This is a genomic window from Dyella sp. 01N36 (assembly GCF_056399745.1).
Genome location: NZ_JBFTRY010000079.1, coordinates 1 through 15,965, shown reverse-complemented (window position 1 = coordinate 15,965; position 15,965 = coordinate 1). Strand labels below are relative to the sequence as shown.

Annotated in this window: 17 protein-coding genes and 1 tRNA gene; 12 read left to right on the top strand and 6 right to left on the bottom strand. The window is 62.7% G+C overall.

What is annotated here, in order from left to right:
• The coding region (locus AC1DMG_RS13410; protein WP_477180612.1) for a hypothetical protein at positions 1 to 74 on the bottom strand (74 nt) is incomplete at its 3' end.
• 948 nt (positions 75 to 1,022) lie between these two features.
• Between AC1DMG_RS13410 and AC1DMG_RS13405 the strand changes: the two genes are divergently transcribed.
• Both AC1DMG_RS13405 and AC1DMG_RS13400 read left to right on the top strand, forming a co-directional pair.
• Complete coding sequence (locus AC1DMG_RS13405; protein ID WP_477176029.1) at positions 1,023 to 1,337, top strand: HigA family addiction module antitoxin; 315 nt, start codon at positions 1,023 to 1,025, stop codon at positions 1,335 to 1,337.
• A 316-nt stretch (positions 1,338 to 1,653) separates the two neighbouring features.
• Positions 1,654 to 2,754: an acyltransferase family protein gene (locus tag AC1DMG_RS13400; RefSeq protein ID WP_477180610.1), complete on the top strand. Its 1,101-nt coding sequence runs from the start codon at positions 1,654 to 1,656 to the stop codon at positions 2,752 to 2,754.
• An 88-nt stretch (positions 2,755 to 2,842) separates the two neighbouring features.
• Here AC1DMG_RS13400 and AC1DMG_RS13395 read toward each other — a convergent pair whose 3' ends face one another.
• Entirely contained in the window at positions 2,843 to 3,547 is a 705-nt protein-coding gene (locus tag AC1DMG_RS13395; protein WP_477176031.1) for a DUF2968 domain-containing protein, read from the bottom strand.
• Between the two features lie 355 nt (positions 3,548 to 3,902).
• Here AC1DMG_RS13395 and AC1DMG_RS13390 point away from each other — a divergent pair, with 355 nt between their 5' ends.
• Positions 3,903 to 4,124, top strand: a complete 222-nt coding sequence (locus AC1DMG_RS13390) for a TonB-dependent receptor (RefSeq protein ID WP_441603769.1) — start codon at positions 3,903 to 3,905, stop codon at positions 4,122 to 4,124.
• A gap of 49 nt (positions 4,125 to 4,173) precedes the next feature.
• Positions 4,174 to 4,353, top strand: a complete 180-nt coding sequence (locus AC1DMG_RS13385; RefSeq protein ID WP_441603768.1) for a hypothetical protein — start codon at positions 4,174 to 4,176, stop codon at positions 4,351 to 4,353.
• 49 nt (positions 4,354 to 4,402) lie between these two features.
• Here the strand turns inward: AC1DMG_RS13385 and AC1DMG_RS13380 are convergent, their stop codons facing one another.
• Complete coding sequence (locus tag AC1DMG_RS13380; protein ID WP_477176032.1) at positions 4,403 to 4,921, bottom strand: 2'-5' RNA ligase family protein; 519 nt, start codon at positions 4,919 to 4,921, stop codon at positions 4,403 to 4,405.
• A gap of 135 nt (positions 4,922 to 5,056) precedes the next feature.
• The gene (locus tag AC1DMG_RS13375) at positions 5,057 to 5,377 is read right to left on the bottom strand and encodes a hypothetical protein (RefSeq protein ID WP_477176033.1); all 321 of its coding nucleotides are present in this window, start codon (positions 5,375 to 5,377) and stop codon (positions 5,057 to 5,059) included.
• Between the two features lie 1,264 nt (positions 5,378 to 6,641).
• On the opposite strand from AC1DMG_RS13375, the gene AC1DMG_RS13370 reads away from it, so the two are divergent.
• Both AC1DMG_RS13370 and AC1DMG_RS13365 read left to right on the top strand, forming a co-directional pair.
• The gene (locus AC1DMG_RS13370) at positions 6,642 to 7,283 is read left to right on the top strand and encodes a response regulator (protein ID WP_441603765.1); all 642 of its coding nucleotides are present in this window, start codon (positions 6,642 to 6,644) and stop codon (positions 7,281 to 7,283) included.
• A 213-nt stretch (positions 7,284 to 7,496) separates the two neighbouring features.
• Positions 7,497 to 7,712, top strand: coding sequence for a hypothetical protein (locus AC1DMG_RS13365; RefSeq protein WP_441603764.1), 216 nt, complete (start codon positions 7,497 to 7,499; stop codon positions 7,710 to 7,712).
• Positions 7,713 to 7,919: 207 nt separating this feature from the next.
• Here AC1DMG_RS13365 and AC1DMG_RS13360 read toward each other — a convergent pair.
• A tRNA-Arg gene (locus AC1DMG_RS13360) sits at positions 7,920 to 7,996 on the bottom strand.
• A 114-nt stretch (positions 7,997 to 8,110) separates the two neighbouring features.
• On the opposite strand from AC1DMG_RS13360, the gene amaB reads away from it, so the two are divergent.
• The 6 genes from amaB (at position 8,111) to murB (ending at position 13,325) form a co-directional block, all read left to right on the top strand.
• On the top strand, positions 8,111 to 9,646 hold the full coding sequence (amaB, locus tag AC1DMG_RS13355) for an L-piperidine-6-carboxylate dehydrogenase (protein ID WP_477176034.1): 1,536 nt from the start codon (positions 8,111 to 8,113) through the stop codon (positions 9,644 to 9,646).
• A 96-nt stretch (positions 9,647 to 9,742) separates the two neighbouring features.
• The gene (locus tag AC1DMG_RS13350) at positions 9,743 to 10,069 is read left to right on the top strand and encodes a hypothetical protein (protein ID WP_477176035.1); all 327 of its coding nucleotides are present in this window, start codon (positions 9,743 to 9,745) and stop codon (positions 10,067 to 10,069) included.
• Positions 10,070 to 10,153: 84 nt separating this feature from the next.
• Positions 10,154 to 10,462, top strand: a complete 309-nt coding sequence (locus AC1DMG_RS13345) for a DUF4190 domain-containing protein (RefSeq protein WP_477176036.1) — start codon at positions 10,154 to 10,156, stop codon at positions 10,460 to 10,462.
• 25 nt (positions 10,463 to 10,487) lie between these two features.
• Positions 10,488 to 11,255 (top strand): class I SAM-dependent methyltransferase, encoded by a 768-nt coding sequence (locus AC1DMG_RS13340; protein ID WP_441603704.1) that lies wholly within the window; start codon positions 10,488 to 10,490, stop codon positions 11,253 to 11,255.
• Between the two features lie 2 nt (positions 11,256 to 11,257).
• Positions 11,258 to 12,295: a quinone-dependent dihydroorotate dehydrogenase gene (locus tag AC1DMG_RS13335; RefSeq protein ID WP_477176037.1), complete on the top strand. Its 1,038-nt coding sequence runs from the start codon at positions 11,258 to 11,260 to the stop codon at positions 12,293 to 12,295.
• A 10-nt stretch (positions 12,296 to 12,305) separates the two neighbouring features.
• Positions 12,306 to 13,325, top strand: coding sequence for a UDP-N-acetylmuramate dehydrogenase (gene murB / locus AC1DMG_RS13330; RefSeq protein WP_477180611.1), 1,020 nt, complete (start codon positions 12,306 to 12,308; stop codon positions 13,323 to 13,325).
• 1,207 nt (positions 13,326 to 14,532) lie between these two features.
• On the opposite strand, the gene AC1DMG_RS13325 is transcribed toward murB, so the two are convergent.
• Positions 14,533 to 15,792 (bottom strand): MFS transporter, encoded by a 1,260-nt coding sequence (locus AC1DMG_RS13325; RefSeq protein ID WP_477180609.1) that lies wholly within the window; start codon positions 15,790 to 15,792, stop codon positions 14,533 to 14,535.
• Between the last annotated feature and the right edge of the window lie 173 nt (positions 15,793 to 15,965).

The following is a 15,965-nucleotide window of genomic DNA, read 5'->3' as shown; positions in this document are numbered from 1 at the left end:
CATTTGTACAGCCGGTTACGCGGCACTCCCAATTCACGGGCAACCACCGCGGCGGGCTTACCACTGCTTTGCATCAGCCGCAGGGCTTCACGCTTGAACTCGGCTGAGAATCGCTGGCGCTTTTCCATCGAACACCTCCGTGCGAGGATTGTCCTCGCTTTTGGGTGTCCGAGAAATCAGGGGTGATCCAAGTTTGACGGACACCTTTGAAAGGGGATGCCGTGAAAAGGTGCCAGGAACAATTCCATGGGTCAGCGTGCACGGTTTTGAGGGCGCGCACCGCCTCCAAGTCCTCCAGGGGAATGCTGCTGACACTCGCTCGGCCTGCCGCCGTCACGCGCCGCCTCGCCCAAGTGGACACCCATCTCGCCGATCCCTGACAGACGATGCCAACCCTGCTTGTTAGGGTCAGTCATTCGCGCTGCCGTGTTGCTCGGCCTCGCGAATGACTATGACCACCAGGTCATGAGGCGCGGGCCGTGAGTGCTAGTAACACCCACGACCCGCTAACCATCACCAACTTATAGAGAGTTGACCATGGCTACCCGCGATCATACGGTACGCATTCGCTCGTCCGTTCCCCCTGACGACACCCTCACTCCTCTGCCTAATGACCCGTCATCCACGGCGGTGGCATGGCCCGACACCCTGCGTCACAGCACTCGCGGTGACATCGCCCTGGCGGTGCTCGCCCTCACGCGGCTGCGTCTCGACAGCGAGCAATGCCGCCACGCTCAGGCGAGGGGATTCCCTGGCAGAGCGCTGCCATGGCCGCTTCCCGTGGCCGTCGCGGCCAGCCTGGGCACGGCCATTTATTGCCTCCAGCAATACGCCCACCTGCTCGGTGACGAGCCTCGAGTGAACACCACACGCCTCCGATGATCGCCGTTACGGCGCATCGGCTGGCATGGCGATGCGCCGCTCTCGGGCGATCACCGACGAAGCTGCCAAGCATTCACTGACACAGAGCGCTGTAAGCGCCTGAGCCGCTGCGCGGCCGTGTCCGACAGGGAGGAAAGACCATGGAACTGATCCAGCTCACCCCGCATTCGGAAGTAGACCCCTCGCAACCGCTGCGAGCCCCCGGCGACATCCTGCTGCACGTCTACCTGATCCCGAGCGGACTCAACCCCGCCCAACTCGCCCGTCGCACCGGCATACCCGCCAACCACATCAAAGCCTTCATCGCCGACACCCACCCCATCACTCCCAAGATCGCCATCCGCCTTTCCCTCGCCTTCGACACCACTGCTTTTTACTGGCTGGCACTTCAGGCGCGGTACGATCTGGAAAGGGCGAAGCCTGTGGTCCGCGCTTACCGGCCCCTCGTTGATTGAGCGAAAACAAAACCCGGGTCAGAGTGGATCACCCCTGATTTCTCGGGCGATTTAACTGGGCACTGAAGCAAGACTCTCGAACAGCCCCGCTGGGCATTACCCCAAGCTGCTGTGCATTCGCTGGGGGCTGTAGCGGCGCCTCGTCTCTGCCATGCGGAAACCAAGACAAAGTAAACCTGCGATAGCCCAACCATCGCATATGCGCTGCAATGCGCAGTCCACCAGAAGAAAAAGTGCATCCAGCCCCTGATTCCCTCGTGCACTATATTCCGACGGTTGCAACCGGCAAAATGACGGATCCCAGCGGAATCTGCCCATGACACGAAGCCTTGCCGACGTTATCGACGGACGATCCAACAATTTCGATCTGATCCGGCTCGGCGCTGCGCTAGCGGTGATGTTTGGGCACTCGTTCTGGATACAGCCATCGATGGGCCGTATCGAGCCGATCCTTGCCCATACGGGCCTTGAGTACACGGGCAGCCTGGCCGTGTACACGTTCTTCCTGATCAGCGGTATGCTCGTCACGGCAAGCTATGTAAGGCAGAAGTCCGCGCTCAAATTCGCCACCTTGCGCGCAGCGCGCATCTATCCCGCGCTTTTTGTCTGTGTCTTGCTGAGTGCCTATGTGCTCTACCCTGCCCTCTCGACGAAGGGCGTCATGGGATCTCTGGCAAGCACCGATGCGTGGGATTATTTTGCAAGGAATGCGGCACTTTTCCGTGGCACAGTTTGGGTGCTGCCAGGCCYATTTGAGGATGTCGCGCTCAAGGGTGTCGTCAACGGTTCGCTTTGGACTCTTCCGCTGGAAGTGAAGTGCTACGTCCTTGTGTTTGGCCTGGGTATCCTCGGGCTCCTTCGTTGGCGCTGGGCGATCATCGTCGGCGCCATGCTGGCGCTTGCCGGGATCTACTACGTCGTCTCGCATGGGGCGCCCTATGAATTCATCAGTCAGATCGCCAATAAGCCAACCGGATATTCCTTTTACCCAGCGTGCTTCTTTGTGTTCGGCATGATGCTCTACGCCATGCGTCGATCCATCCCTATCTATCCGTTGGCGTGGCTGGTGATGGCGATCAGCTACATCGCCGTTCGTCATCTCGCCGTGGCGCAGCCCGTGTTCTATCTCACGGTCATCTACGGCATCCTCTGGCTGGCGCACACCCCCTTGCTGCATCGATTTTCCCCCAAGGCCGATTTGTCTTACGGCATCTACCTCTGGGCATTTCCCATGCAACAGATCGTGGCGTCCATCTGGCCGCATGGCGACAATCTGATTTGTCTGTTCCTTTCGGTTCCGATGACCCTGGCGCTTGCCTTCCTGTCCTGGCACGCCGTGGAAAAGCCGGCGATGAAGCTTGCCCGATCCTGGGCATCGGCCAAGCCAGCTCTTGCTCATGAATCACTGGCTACGTGAGCGAGTCCGTGGCCACTGACCAGAGTGCAAAGAAAAGCCCGGCCATGTCGGGCTTTTTCTTTGCATGGATCGCAGCCGCCGGCTCGACTCACTTCTTCCGCAATCCCGGCAATCCCCCGCGATAACGCGGCAACTGCGCCGCACACGTCGAGTGCAGCTGCCCGATCTGCCGAAATGTGCGATTGGCGTAGAGCTGCGCCTGCAGGCGGGCTGCGTCGAGTTGCTGAATGCTGTCGCGCAACTCACTTTCGCGTTCCAACGCGCGCTGCTTTTGCGCGGCGTTGCGTTGAATATTGGCGCGAAGTCGCTCCGCCCGCGCTTCGGACTCGGCGATGACCCGTTGCAGTTGCATGTTGGCGGCATCGAGCTGGACGCGTCGCACTTCGCTGCGGGCGCGATGGTTGACCTGCGCGACGAAATCGTCAAACGCCTTCTCGGCGGCGTCGAAGTCGGACGATTTCATCGCTCGCCACAGCAGGTCGTCCATGTAGATCGCGGCGTAGAACTTCAGTGCGGCGTTATGGAACAGGAGGCGCACGGCGTGGTTGAAGCTGTGCATCTCACGTACTTGCGTCACCGTATCCAGATGCATGAGTGCTTCGACTTCTTCCACGTCGGCCACTTCGACGACATCGCCTTCGGTGTAGTGTCGTGGCCACACGCCATGGGTCAGTTCCGGCACCACAAGATCGCCATGATCATGGACGGCATGCGCATCGGTGGTGGCGATGTCGTCCTCCTCGTCGCTGCGAAACACCACGGAAAACTCCCTCATCGATGACGTTTCACTCATGACTGCCTCTGTGCACGACGGCGTAGCGCTGGACCACCGAGACCCTCCAGGGTTTGCTTCAGGAAGATCGGGTGAGCCATGAGGCCTGCCACCCACGAGCGGCACCATGCTCGCTCACGGCATTGCCGGTGGACGGGGGTTTCTATGCTAACCACGTCGACTGTCGCCAATACATCAGACGCCTCTTGAATCACCACGCCGGGCAGGGGCGACCGACAGTGGCGCAACCGATACCCCCGGGATCTCCTCGTCGGCCTTCCCAAGGCCCAGCCGACCGGCCGCCCTGCCGAATCATTCACACGCCGCGCAGCCAAGGAGAGTAGTGTCAGCTCGAAGGGCCGCGGAGGATGCGATCATGACTGAGGTCGCCGGCATGACCAGCAATGGTTTCAATTACACGGCGGAGTATCTCGGCGCCGTGCACGACAGCGTGTACTGGTCGGCTACGTTTCGCCTCAACGGCATTTATCGCGGCATGCGCCACGGCAGGATTTTCGAGGTTTCCGAACTGTCGAGCACGGAACTGCAGGTGGCCATCCAGGACGATATCGAAGACACCTGGGTCAACGAGCACTGACTCCGCGGTCACACGCCATACTCACGCAATCCAGGTATCTCTCCTCGCCATGTGGACGTGCATACGTTGCCAAACTGAGCTGACGGCCAAGGACACCTTGCCGTCGATCGACAGTTTTGGGGTGTATTTCATGTGCCCGGTATGCGGCAGGCGCAACAGTCTTCGCAGCATCGGCCGGCGCGGGCAGGACGCACCGCTGGTGCTTGCGCCGGTCGACGAATCGGACTGACTCGCGTCCACGGATTGGTCATACGTACTCTTTGAAGTGCGTGCCCGGATCAATGCAGAAAGGGAAACTCCCCCGCCCCATGCCAGCGCCGATGGTCGTTGACGAGCAGCGACAGCGATTCGCACCAGCCGTACACCGGGCCGTGATCGGCAAGCCGCGCTTCCAGTTCGTTGATGAGTGCGGCCTTCTCGTGCTGCACATGACGCGCGACCGAAAGATGGGGAACAAAGTCAGGAAAGGCGCCGCCGCCCTTGGGATGATCGGGAAAGGCGCGCTCCAGCGCGGTGGCGATCCGGGCAATGGGTTTGGCCGGCTCGGGCGCCAGCCATACGACCGAAGGGAACGTATCCACATGCGCCAGGCGAAACATCGGCGCGGGGATCTCCGCCGCCACGTCGCGCAAGCGCGCCAGCAGAGCAGGCGTGAGCAGCTCGCTGTCGATGAAGGGATAGATCAGGGTGATATGCGCGCCCAGGCCGCGACGCGCCGAAGGGTCGTACTGATCGCGGAAACTGCCGACCAGCGGCTCGGCCTCGGGCACCATCAGCGCTAGCAGGGTACGCGCCATGCTCGGCCCGTCGCCTTCCTCTCTTCCGGCAGATCGCCGTGTCTGCGCATTATGGCGTGCGCAGCGAGGGGAACGACACTCGGCCGTTGGGCCATGCAACGCCCGCGGTCTCGCGCTATGCCATGGGCAACGCCGTCAGTGCCAGTCGCCACCGCTGGCGCGCTTGAGCGGCATGCTGGAAGCGACTGGCACGGGTGCCCAGGCCATGGGCTCCAGCCCGTCATCACCCTGCAGTTCGCGGGCGAACGTCACGCCCTCTTCCTCGCCCGCCTGGATGGCGAGCTCAGGGCTGTCGAAGCAGGCCGCGGTTTCGCCGCTGGTCAGCGCTTCCCAATCCTGGCGATTCATCCATGGGGAACGGAACAGCGTCCACGTGCCGATCCATATCGTTCGACCGTCGCGCACGATGTCGAACAAGTCGCTCTGCACCAGATAAATGCCGACGAGTACCGCCATAAGAACTCCCTTTCGCGCTCTGCGCCATGTGGGGGAACCGGCGGTGGGGGCGCCAGCAACATGGAACGCTGAAAACTCGATGCGAAGCGAAAGCTTACGCATGACTTACATTGCGCGAGCGTGGCAAAGGTCATGCTTTGCAACCGCATGTTTTTACGTGCTTTTTGCAATGCATCATGAGCATGACGTTACGCCCGTCCCGGCTTGCATGCGTCGGTCAGGGCGATTGAACGAGCCGGCGAGGGACTACACGCCGCTTGGAACTTCAGGAATGCTGCGAGACAACATCCCCGGCGGCATTCGAGATGGATCGTCGACCGTCGCGCCGCAGTCCAGAAATCCACCTCAGGGACCGAGGTCATAGCGCAGCAAGGTCGATGCGCGCTGGCCTGCCCTCGCCAATCGGTGTCAGCTTGATGTTCTGTCCCCACCGATATTCGATGCCGAGCATCGCGCACCGACTGACCCGCCACGCCAAATTTGGCGAACCATGCAGCGCCGACCGGACGAGCTCGAAGCGAAGAAGTCTGCTCCATCGGTGAAGGCTGAAATGTTGTCGCCAGCGTGTAGCACTCGCTGTCCAGCTCGCGGTGGAAGAGCTGAGGCCGTACGACGTATCGCCGCTACGGCTGCCGAAGACGTTGCTTTTGTAGAACCCTTTGGAGATGTCGCAATCCGTTCAGCAGCGAAAATCCACGGAAAAAGTGCTTTGCCGCGCGCTCGGGCCAGTGCGCCTGCTGGTGTCGAGCCCATGACTTTGTCGTCGATCGTCGAGGCAGGCATCACCAGGATCGGCGATCACTCGCCGTACTCGCGYCTCGCCGATTTCACGCAGGGCTTGCGCAGGAAACTCCTGACTGGCACCTCCATAGCGCGATCACATCGCCGCAAATGTACCGACGCCCCCGCAAATTGGTTTGCGCTGAGAAAGGCAGGAAACCCCGTGAACTATCGCGCACCCTGCGTGGATGACGCAGCTGGCGAGCTCAGTAGATTTTCGCTATGACGCAACGGCCGCGATCGGACTTAGAATGGGAGTGCATCCTTCCATTGCGCGGGATGCGTCCCACCGGCCGATGCATCGCTGAACTCCACGTGTTCGCACCAGCATCGAACAGCTACTCACGATAGAAGACGTGACAAGCTTCATGAGCGCCATCTGAAGACTACACGCGCCGAGTAGGCTGAGACCTACAATGCGTTAGGCGTCGAGCAGCTACCCTAGTCCAGCTCTACAGACTCAGACACTCGGGACGGGCACACCGTGACCCTTCGCATCATCCTCGCTGACGACCATCCTATTTTTCGCAGCGGCGTACGCGCCCTGCTGGAAAACCATACGAATGCCAAAGTGGTCGCTGAAGTCGGCTCGCCGGTCGAGTTGCTCGATGCCGTCGACAAACATCCCTGCGAGCTCTTGATCACGGACTTCAGCATGCCCGGCGGTCAGATGGCCGATGGTTTGCAGATGCTGGGCATGATTCGTCGCCGCCGGCCCGAACTGCCGGTAGTCGTGCTCACCATGGTCAACAACGGCGGCGTGCTCAAGGCGATCCTGGAAACCGGTACTCGCGGCCTGATGAGCAAGACGGACGCTCTCTCGGAGCTGGCGCTTGCCGTGCAGGCCGTGACGCATGGACGCCTGTTTCTCAGCACCAGCATCAGCCAGGTGCTGGACGATGGCGGCGCCGGCAGTCCTGCCGATGGCCACCCCGCCCTTTCCAAGCGCGAAACCGAAGTGCTGCGCCTGTTCGCGTCAGGCTTCACCGTGACCGAAATCGCCGGCCAGCTCAATCGCAGCGTCAAGACCATCAGCCGCCAGAAGATGGATGCCATGAACAAGCTGGGACTGAAGAACGACCTGGACGTGTACGCCTACGCACGCGAGCACGGCATCCTCGCCTGAGCCGATCGTCCCGGCCGGGCAGCCACGATGGCCGGCAGGACACCCAGCTGACACCACGCCGCTGATGCCCAGGCATCGACATGGCACGTTCCTTGATTGCGCTTGGCTCAAGCAAAGGCGCCTCGTAGAACCAAAACACTCGATGAGGCCCTCGCGATGGTTCGACCATCGCCAACCGATTGGCCGTTTCGCGGGCGTCAGGGGCGCCCACGCATGAACATGAATTTCTGCGTCGTGGATGAGACAGAGCACGAACTTCAGGTGCTTTGTGAAGTGGATCAGCTGCCCGGCCGGGTGGCCTGGCGCGCCCACATCTACGGCACGGTGTCGGCCCAGCAAGAGCTCAGCGGCGAAGCGATGGACCACGATGCCGTGGCTGGCCACGTCCAGGCCGAAGTGCTCGACCGGGGCATTTTCGCCAAAAACTGACCTACAGCGTCATGGCCCTGACCCGCAGCGACATCCGCCGGGAGCACCTGCCACGACAATAGGTGCACGCTGCACTGCCGCATGCCCACAACGACTTCGCCGACCGCGGCCAGCTCGGCAGAACTGCCACGAGGGTCGTCCAGGCGCACTCCGAGAACCGAAAAAACAAAGGCCGGCGTCTTCGCCGGCCTTTGTGCATCTGCGTCTTGGTGCCCCCGATACGATTCGAACGTACGACCTTCCCCTTAGGAGGGGGACGCTCTATCCAGCTGAGCTACGGGGGCAACGGGCGGAATTTTGGCATGGAACGGGGTGCGGCGCGAACCCGTTAACAGCCCCCTGCTAGAATGGCGGTTTTATTCCCGGCGCCCTCCCCGCGCCCCGGTCTGGAGTGAAGCATGTCGCACGAAATTCTCACCGCCCTTGGTCTTGGCCAGTCGCATTCGGGCACCTACCTGGGTCAGGGCGAGTGGTCCAAGACGACCGATGCCGGCACCTTGCATCCGGTCAATCCCGCCACGGGCGAAGTGATTGGCACGGTGCACGCCACCAGCGCAGCCGACTACGAAGTGATCGTCAAGCGCGCGCAGGAAGCATTCAAGGTGTGGCGTACCACGCCGGCGCCGCGCCGCGGTGAAGCGGTTCGCCTGTGCGGCGAAGCGCTGCGCAAGCACAAGGACGCACTCGGTTCGCTGGTTGCACTGGAGATGGGCAAGATCAAGCCCGAAGGCGACGGCGAAGTGCAGGAGATGATCGACATCGCCGATTTCGCCGTGGGCCAGAGCCGCATGCTCTACGGCTACACCATGCACTCGGAGCGTCCGGGCCACCGCATGTACGAGCAGTACCAGCCGCTGGGCCTGGTCGGCATCATCAGCGCGTTCAACTTCCCGGTGGCGGTGTGGGCGTGGAATGCGTTCCTCGCGGCCATCTGCGGCGATATCTGCATCTGGAAGCCGTCGCCGAGGACGCCGCTGTCGGCCATCGCCAGCATGAAGATCTGCAACGACGCGCTGAACGAAGCCGGCTTCCCCGACATCTTCTTCCTGTTCAACGATGCCGGCACCGATCTCTCGCAGGCCTTCGTCGACGATCACCGCATCCCGCTGATCAGCTTCACCGGTTCCACCAAGGTGGGTCGCCAGGTGGGCGAGCGCGTGGCCAAGCGCATGGGTCGTTCGCTGCTGGAACTGGGCGGCAACAACGCCATCATCCTGGACGAGAGCGCCGACCTGAAGCTGGCGATTCCGGCCATCGTGTTCGGCGCCGTCGGCACCGCCGGCCAGCGCTGCACCAGCACGCGCCGCCTGTTCGTGCATGAGTCCATCATTGGCGACGTCACCGAGAAGCTGGTTGCCGCGTACAAGCAGGTGGAAGGCAAGATCGGCGATCCGACGCTCGCCACCACGCTGATGGGTCCGCTCAACAGCCCGGATGCCGTGAAGGCTTATCTCGCCGCCGTCGAAAAGGCCAAGGCCACCGGCGGCAAGGTGCTCACGGGTGGCGCGGCGCTCAGCGACCGCAAGGGCAACTTCGTGTTGCCGACCATCGTCAGCGGCGTGAAGAACAGCGACGACGTGGTGCAGACGGAAACCTTCGCGCCGATCCTCTACGTGATGCCGTTCAAGACGCTGGATGAAGCCATCGAGCTGCAGAACAGCGTGCCGCAGGGTCTGTCCTCGGCGATCTTCACGCAGAACCTGAAATCGGCCGAGCAGTATCTGTCGGCGGCAGGTTCGGACTGCGGCATCGCCAACGTCAACATCGGCACGTCCGGTGCGGAAATCGGCGGCGCGTTCGGCGGCGAGAAGGAAACGGGCGGCGGTCGCGAGTCCGGTTCGGACGCATGGAAGGTCTATATGCGCCGCCAGACCAATACCATCAACTACTCCAACTCGTTGCCGCTGGCGCAGGGCATCAAGTTCGATCTGTAAGTAAGCAGCATTGGTGCATCCCGGTGAAAGCCGGGATGCACGCACGACCAGGAAGCAAGTGCAGGCGTAACGGCATCGACGACAGGAGTTGTGACGATGGAAAACGCACAGGTAGTTCAAGCGGCACCGACGTATAGCTCGCTGGCGATTTTCAGCCTGGTCTTTGCCGTGCTTGCCTGGACTGTGTTGCCGGTGATGGGCCTGGCCACGGTCGGCTTCAGCCTGTTCAATATGATCGCGATGCCGCTAAGCGGTTCGGTCATCGCGTCGCTATGTGCCTGGATCGCGCAGCGGCAGATTCGCCGCTCCGGCGGTGCGATTCGCGGCGAGGGACTCGCCAAGGCGGCGAGAATCATGGCGTACGCGCAGTACACGCTGTTTGGGTTGCTGGTTGCGTTCTTGTTCCTGCAGATGCGCCATTGACGGAGCGGCGCGTCAACTATCATCAGCCACGCGAAAGCCGATGAGCCACCGTGTTTCGTCCATGACCTCACAGGGAGTGCGTCCATGAGTTACCAGCCCGCTGCTTATCGATCGACCAACACGCTCGCCATTGTCAGCCTCATTGCCGGTATTGCCTCCTGGACCGTGCTCCCCTTTGTGGCAGCCGTCATCGCTATTGTTTGCGGGCACCTTGCGCGCAAGGAAATTCGCCTTGCTCCGAAGGGCACCGTGGAAGGCGATTCACTGGCCGTCATCGGCATGGTGATGGGGTACCTGCAGCTGGCGCTGATCGTCCTGGCCATGCTGCTGTTCTTCATTTTTGCAGCCCTGGGCATCGGACTGCTTGCGCATTTCTTTCCCTGGCACGGTTGATCTCCCGTGCGGTAACGGTGCAATCATGACCGACCTCAAGCCCACCGAACGTTTCAGCGACCGCGTCGCCGACTATGTGCGGTTTCGGCCCGACTATCCGATGGCCATGCTGCAATGGCTGCAGAGCGAGTTCGGCGTCACTCCGCAGTGGCTGGTGGCGGACATCGGCGCGGGCACCGGCATTTCCAGCAAGCTGTTCCTGGATGGCGGTTATCACGTGATCGCGGTGGAACCCAATGCGCCGATGCGCGCTGCGGCCGAGAGCTGGCTGGGCGACGATGCGCGTTTCAGCACCGTGGATGGCCACGCGACTGCGACCGGGCTGGACGACGCCAGTGTCGATCTCATCGTCGTGGCACAGGCGTTTCACTGGTTCGACCAGGCGGCCGCGCGTGCCGAGTTTCAGCGGATCCTGCGCCCTGGTGGACTGGCGGCGATCATCTGGAATTCGCGCCGACTGGTTGGCACGCCGTTCCTTGAAGGCTACGAAGCACTGCTGAAAAAGTACGGCACCGATTACACCAGCGTCGCCGAACGCTATGGCGACGAGCCTACCCTGCGGGCGTGGTTCGGCGAGGGCTATCTCGGCATGGGCCGTTTCGATCACGGCCAGCGTCTGGACTATGAAAGCCTCAGCGGCCGGCTGCTTTCCTCCTCGTATGCGCCGCGCGAAGGCCACCCCAATCATGAGGCCATGATGCGCGCCTTGCGCGAGCTGTTCGATCGCTGTGCGGTCAACGGACGCATCGGCTTCGACTACGACACCGTCATCTACGTGGGCCAACTTTCCTGACTATGTACGACCTTATTCGCCCACTGCTGTTCGCGCTGGATGCTGAAACCGCGCATCGTGCGACGCTCTACGGCCTCGACGTGGCCCATCGCAGCAACTTCATCCATCTTGTGGCCAAGCCGCCGCAAGAGCTGCCGACCACCGCGTTCGGCATCCGTTTTCCCAATCCCGTCGGCCTCGCGGCGGGGCTCGATAAAAACGCGGATCACCTCGATGCGTTGGGCGCACTGGGTTTTGGTTTCGTGGAAGTGGGCACCACCACGCCGCGTCCGCAGCCCGGCAACGACAAGCCGCGCATGTTCCGCTTGCCCAAGCACGAGGCGGTGATCAATCGCCTGGGCTTCAACAATGCCGGCGTCGACGCGCTGGTGCGCAATGTGCAGAAGTCGAGCTATCGCGGCGTGCTCGGCATCAATATCGGCAAGAACAAGGACACGCCCAACGATAAGGCGGTGGATGATTATTTGTTCTGTCTGGAGCGCGTGCATGCGCTCGCCAGTTACATCACGGTGAATATTTCCTCGCCGAACACGCAAGGCCTGCGCGATCTGCAGGAAGAGGCCACGCTGCGCCGATTCATCGAGACCCTGCGTGAAGCACAGGAACGCCTGGGCTCGCAGAGCGGCGCGCGCAAGCCGATGCTGCTGAAGATCGCCCCGGACCTCAGCGAGACCGAGCTCGACGCGATCGCCGACGTGCTGCTGGCCGCCAGGGTGGACGGCGTGATCTGCACCAACACCACCATCGACCACACCGCTGTCGCCGACGATCCGCAGGGCAATGAAACCGGCGGTCTCTCCGGCAAGCCGCTGTTCGCCCGCTCCACCGCCGTGCTGCGCGGCATGCGCCAGCGCGTGGGCGACCGGCTCGCCATCATCGGCGTCGGTGGCATTCTCGATGGCAGCGATGCAGCGGAGAAGATCACCGCTGGCGCCTCGCTGGTGCAGCTGTATTCGGGCATGGTTTATCGCGGCCCTGCCCTGATCGCCGAATGCGTGAATGAGATCCGCCGCCAGCAGGAAAGCACCGATGCCGGTTGAACGTATCGACATGGGCGGTTACACGCTGATCGAAAATGCTCCGCTGGCCACGCGCAACACACTGCGCGTCAATGCGCGGGCGCGCCTGCTGGCCGAGATCAACGACGCCTCCAAGCTCACCGAACTGCTGGAATTCCCGGCCGTGCGCAGCGGCAAACTGCTGGTGCTGGGCGAAGGCAGCAATATGCTGTTTACCGGCGACTATGACGGCACCGTGCTGGCGATGGCCACGCGCGGCGTGCAGGTGGAACAGGATGGCGACGTCGCCCGCATCGCGGTGGCCGCCGGCGAGCGCTGGGACGATTTCGTGCGCTGGACGCTGGGCCAGGGTTTCGCCGGACTGGAAAATCTCATCCTGATTCCCGGCACCGTTGGCGCCGCGCCGATCCAGAACATCGGCGCCTATGGCACCGAGGTGGCGGAGTTCATTGACAGCGTGGAAGCATGGGATATGCAGGAGCGCCGCGTCGCTGTGCTCGATCGCGCCGCCTGCGCCTTTGCCTATCGCGATTCGGTCTTCAAGCACGAACCGGGTCGCTATATCGTCACCGCCGTGCGCTTTGCGCTGCCCCGCTCGCGCGAGTTGCGCACGGACTATGCGGGCATTGGCGAGGAGCTTGTGCGCATGGGCGTGGATAAGCCGGCGCCGTTCCATGTGGCGGAAGCCGTGGTGCATTTGCGCACGAAGAAGCTTCCCGATCCCGCCGTGATCGGCAACGCCGGCAGTTTCTTCAAGAATCCCATGGTCGATGCAGCCCAGGGCGAGGCGCTCAAGCGCGAACATCCAGAGCTGGTGTCGTGGGTTGTCAGCGATGGGCGATGGAAACTCTCCGCCGCCTGGCTGATCGAGACGGCGGGCTTCAAGGGCATGCGCGAGGGCGATGCGGGTATTTCCAATCGCCATGCGCTGGTGCTGGTGAACCATGGTCGCGCCACGGGTGGCGAGCTATGGGCGTTTGCGCAGAAGGTGATCGAAGGCGTGCGCGCGAAATTCGGCGTGCAGCTGGAGCCGGAGCCGGTCGTCGTTTGATCTCCCTCTGGCCCCTCCCCTGTGGGAGGGCACCCTGTGCCCGACAAACCTGCAGAGCACAACCTTCAGCGCCGCGTCCTTGTAGGAGCGCACTTGTGCGCGACCACGGAACGCCAGCGTTTGCGCACCGCCGACCCGTCGCGCACAGGGTGCGCTCCCACAGGTGAGGCGTCGCGCACCATTACGCCGTCTTGCGCTCCAAGATTAAGCAGGAACACCGCAATGGTGTGCAGCTGGAGCCGGTCGTCGTTTGACGGCAGACCCGGCCCCTCCCCTGTGGGAGGGCACTCTGTGCCCGACAAACCTACAGAGCGAAACCTTCAGCGCACCGCGTCCTTGTAGGAGCGCACTTGTGCGCGACCACGGAACGCAAGCGTTTGCGCACCGCCGACCCGTCGCGCACAGGGTGCGCTCCCACAGGTGAGGCGTCGCGCACGATTACGCCGTCTTGCGCTCCAAAATTAAGCAGGAACACCGCAATGGTGTGCAGCTGGAGCCGGTCGTCGTTTGACGGCAGACCCGGCCCCTCCCCTGTGGGAGGGCACCCTGTGCCCGACAAACCTACAGAGCGCTACCTTCAATGCACCGCCTCTTGCAGGAGCGCACTTGTGCGCGACCACGGAACGCCAGCGTTTGTGCACCGCCGACCCGTCGCGCACAGGGTGCGMTCCCACAGGTGTGGGCGTCGCGCTCGATTACGCCGTCTTGCGCTCCAAATTAAGCAGGAACACCGCAATGGTGTGCAGCTGGAGCCGGTCGTCGTTTGACGGCAGACCCGGCCCCTCCCCTGTGGGAGGGCACCCTGTGCCCGACAAACCTACAGAGCGCTACCTTCAGCGCACCGCGTCCTTGTAGGAGCGCACTTGTGCGCGACCACGGAACGCCAGCGTTTGTGCACCGCCGACCCGTCGCGCACAGGGTGCGCTCCCACAGGTGAGGCGTCGCGCATGATTACGCCGTCTTGCGCTCCAAATTAAGCAGGAACACCGCAATGGTGTGCAGCTGGAGCCGGTCGTCGTTTGACGGCAAACCCGGCCCCTCCCCTGTGGGAGGGCACCCTGTGCCCGACAAACCTACAGAGCGCAACCTTCAGCGCACCGCGTCCTTGTAGGAGCGCACTTGTGCGCGACCACGGAACGCCAGCGTTTGCGCACCGCCGACCCGTCGCGCACAGGGTGCGCTCCCACAGGTGTGGCGTCGCGCGTGCTTACGCTGTCTTGCATTCCAGATTCGGCAAGAACGCCGTGATGATGCCGATCAGCGGCAGATACGCGCACAAGCCGTAGACATACTCGATGCCACGCGCATCGGCGATATGTCCCAACACCGCGGCGCCGATGCCGCCCATGCCGAAGGCRAARCCGAAGAACAGSCCSGACACCATSCCCACGCGGCCAGGAATCAGTTCCTGCGCGTAGACCAGGATGGCGGAGAAGGCCGAGGCGAGGATCAGGCCGATGATCACCGTGAGCACGCCCGTCCAGAACAGGCTGGCATGTGGCAGCAGCAGGGTGAAGGGTGCGACGCCGAGGATCGATGCCCAGATCACCCATTTGCGGCCGATGCGATCGCCCACCGGGCCACCGATCAAGGAACCGGCCGCCACGGCGAACAGGAACACGAACAGGTGTGTCTGCGCACTCTGCACGGACACGCCGAAGCGGTGCATCAGGTAGAACGTGTAGTAACTGCTCAGGCTCGCCAGATAGAAGTACTTGGAGAAGATCAGCAGTCCGAGGATCAGCAGCGACCACGCCACCTGCGACTTGGTCAGCACGAGATGCGACTCGCGCCTGGCTTTGGCCTTGCCGCGCACGGCGTGGTGATCGCGATACCACCGGCTCACCTGCAGCAGCACCACGATGGCGAGCAGCGCGGCCAGCGAGAACCACGCCACGCTGCCACGACCATGCGGCACGATGATCCACGCCGCCAGCAACGGCCCCAGTGATGCACCGGCGTTGCCGCCGACCTGGAACAGCGACTGTGCCAGGCCGTGGCGACCGCCCGAGGCCATGCGCGCCACGCGCGAGGATTCGGGGTGGAACACTGAAGAGCCGGTACCCACCAGTGCCGCGGCGATCAGCAACACGGTGAAGTTGGGCGCGGTGGCGAGCAGCAACAAGCCGCACAAAGTGAAACCCATGCCCACCGGCAAGGAATACGGCATCGGCTTCTTGTCAGTGACCAGACCCACCGCCGGCTGCAGCAGCGAGGCCGTGATCTGATAGGTCAGCGTGATCAGGCCGATCTGCGCAAAGCTGAGATTGAAGCCGCTCTTGAGSATCGGRTAGATSGCCAGGATCAGCGACTGGATCATGTCGTTGAGGAAATGCGAAAAACTGATCGCCCCCAGCACGCGGAAACCGGTCCGCTCGGCGGCGGCCTGCGTAGTGTGAAGACTCGGGGCCGGGCCCTGCGGCGAGGCGTTCGCGCCGCCTGGCGCGGTATCGATGCGGCTGCTCATGATGGAAACGGGGGCTGAGAGAAAACAAGAGGGGAATCCTGGCGCCCATCGTAAATGGCGCAATTCCGCCTGTCCTGCGAGAATAGGGCCGCAACCTTGGAGAAAAGGACATGCCCCGTCCCGTGACTCGCCGCAACGCCGGTGTGGATGCTGCGCCGTCCGCGCCACACGGC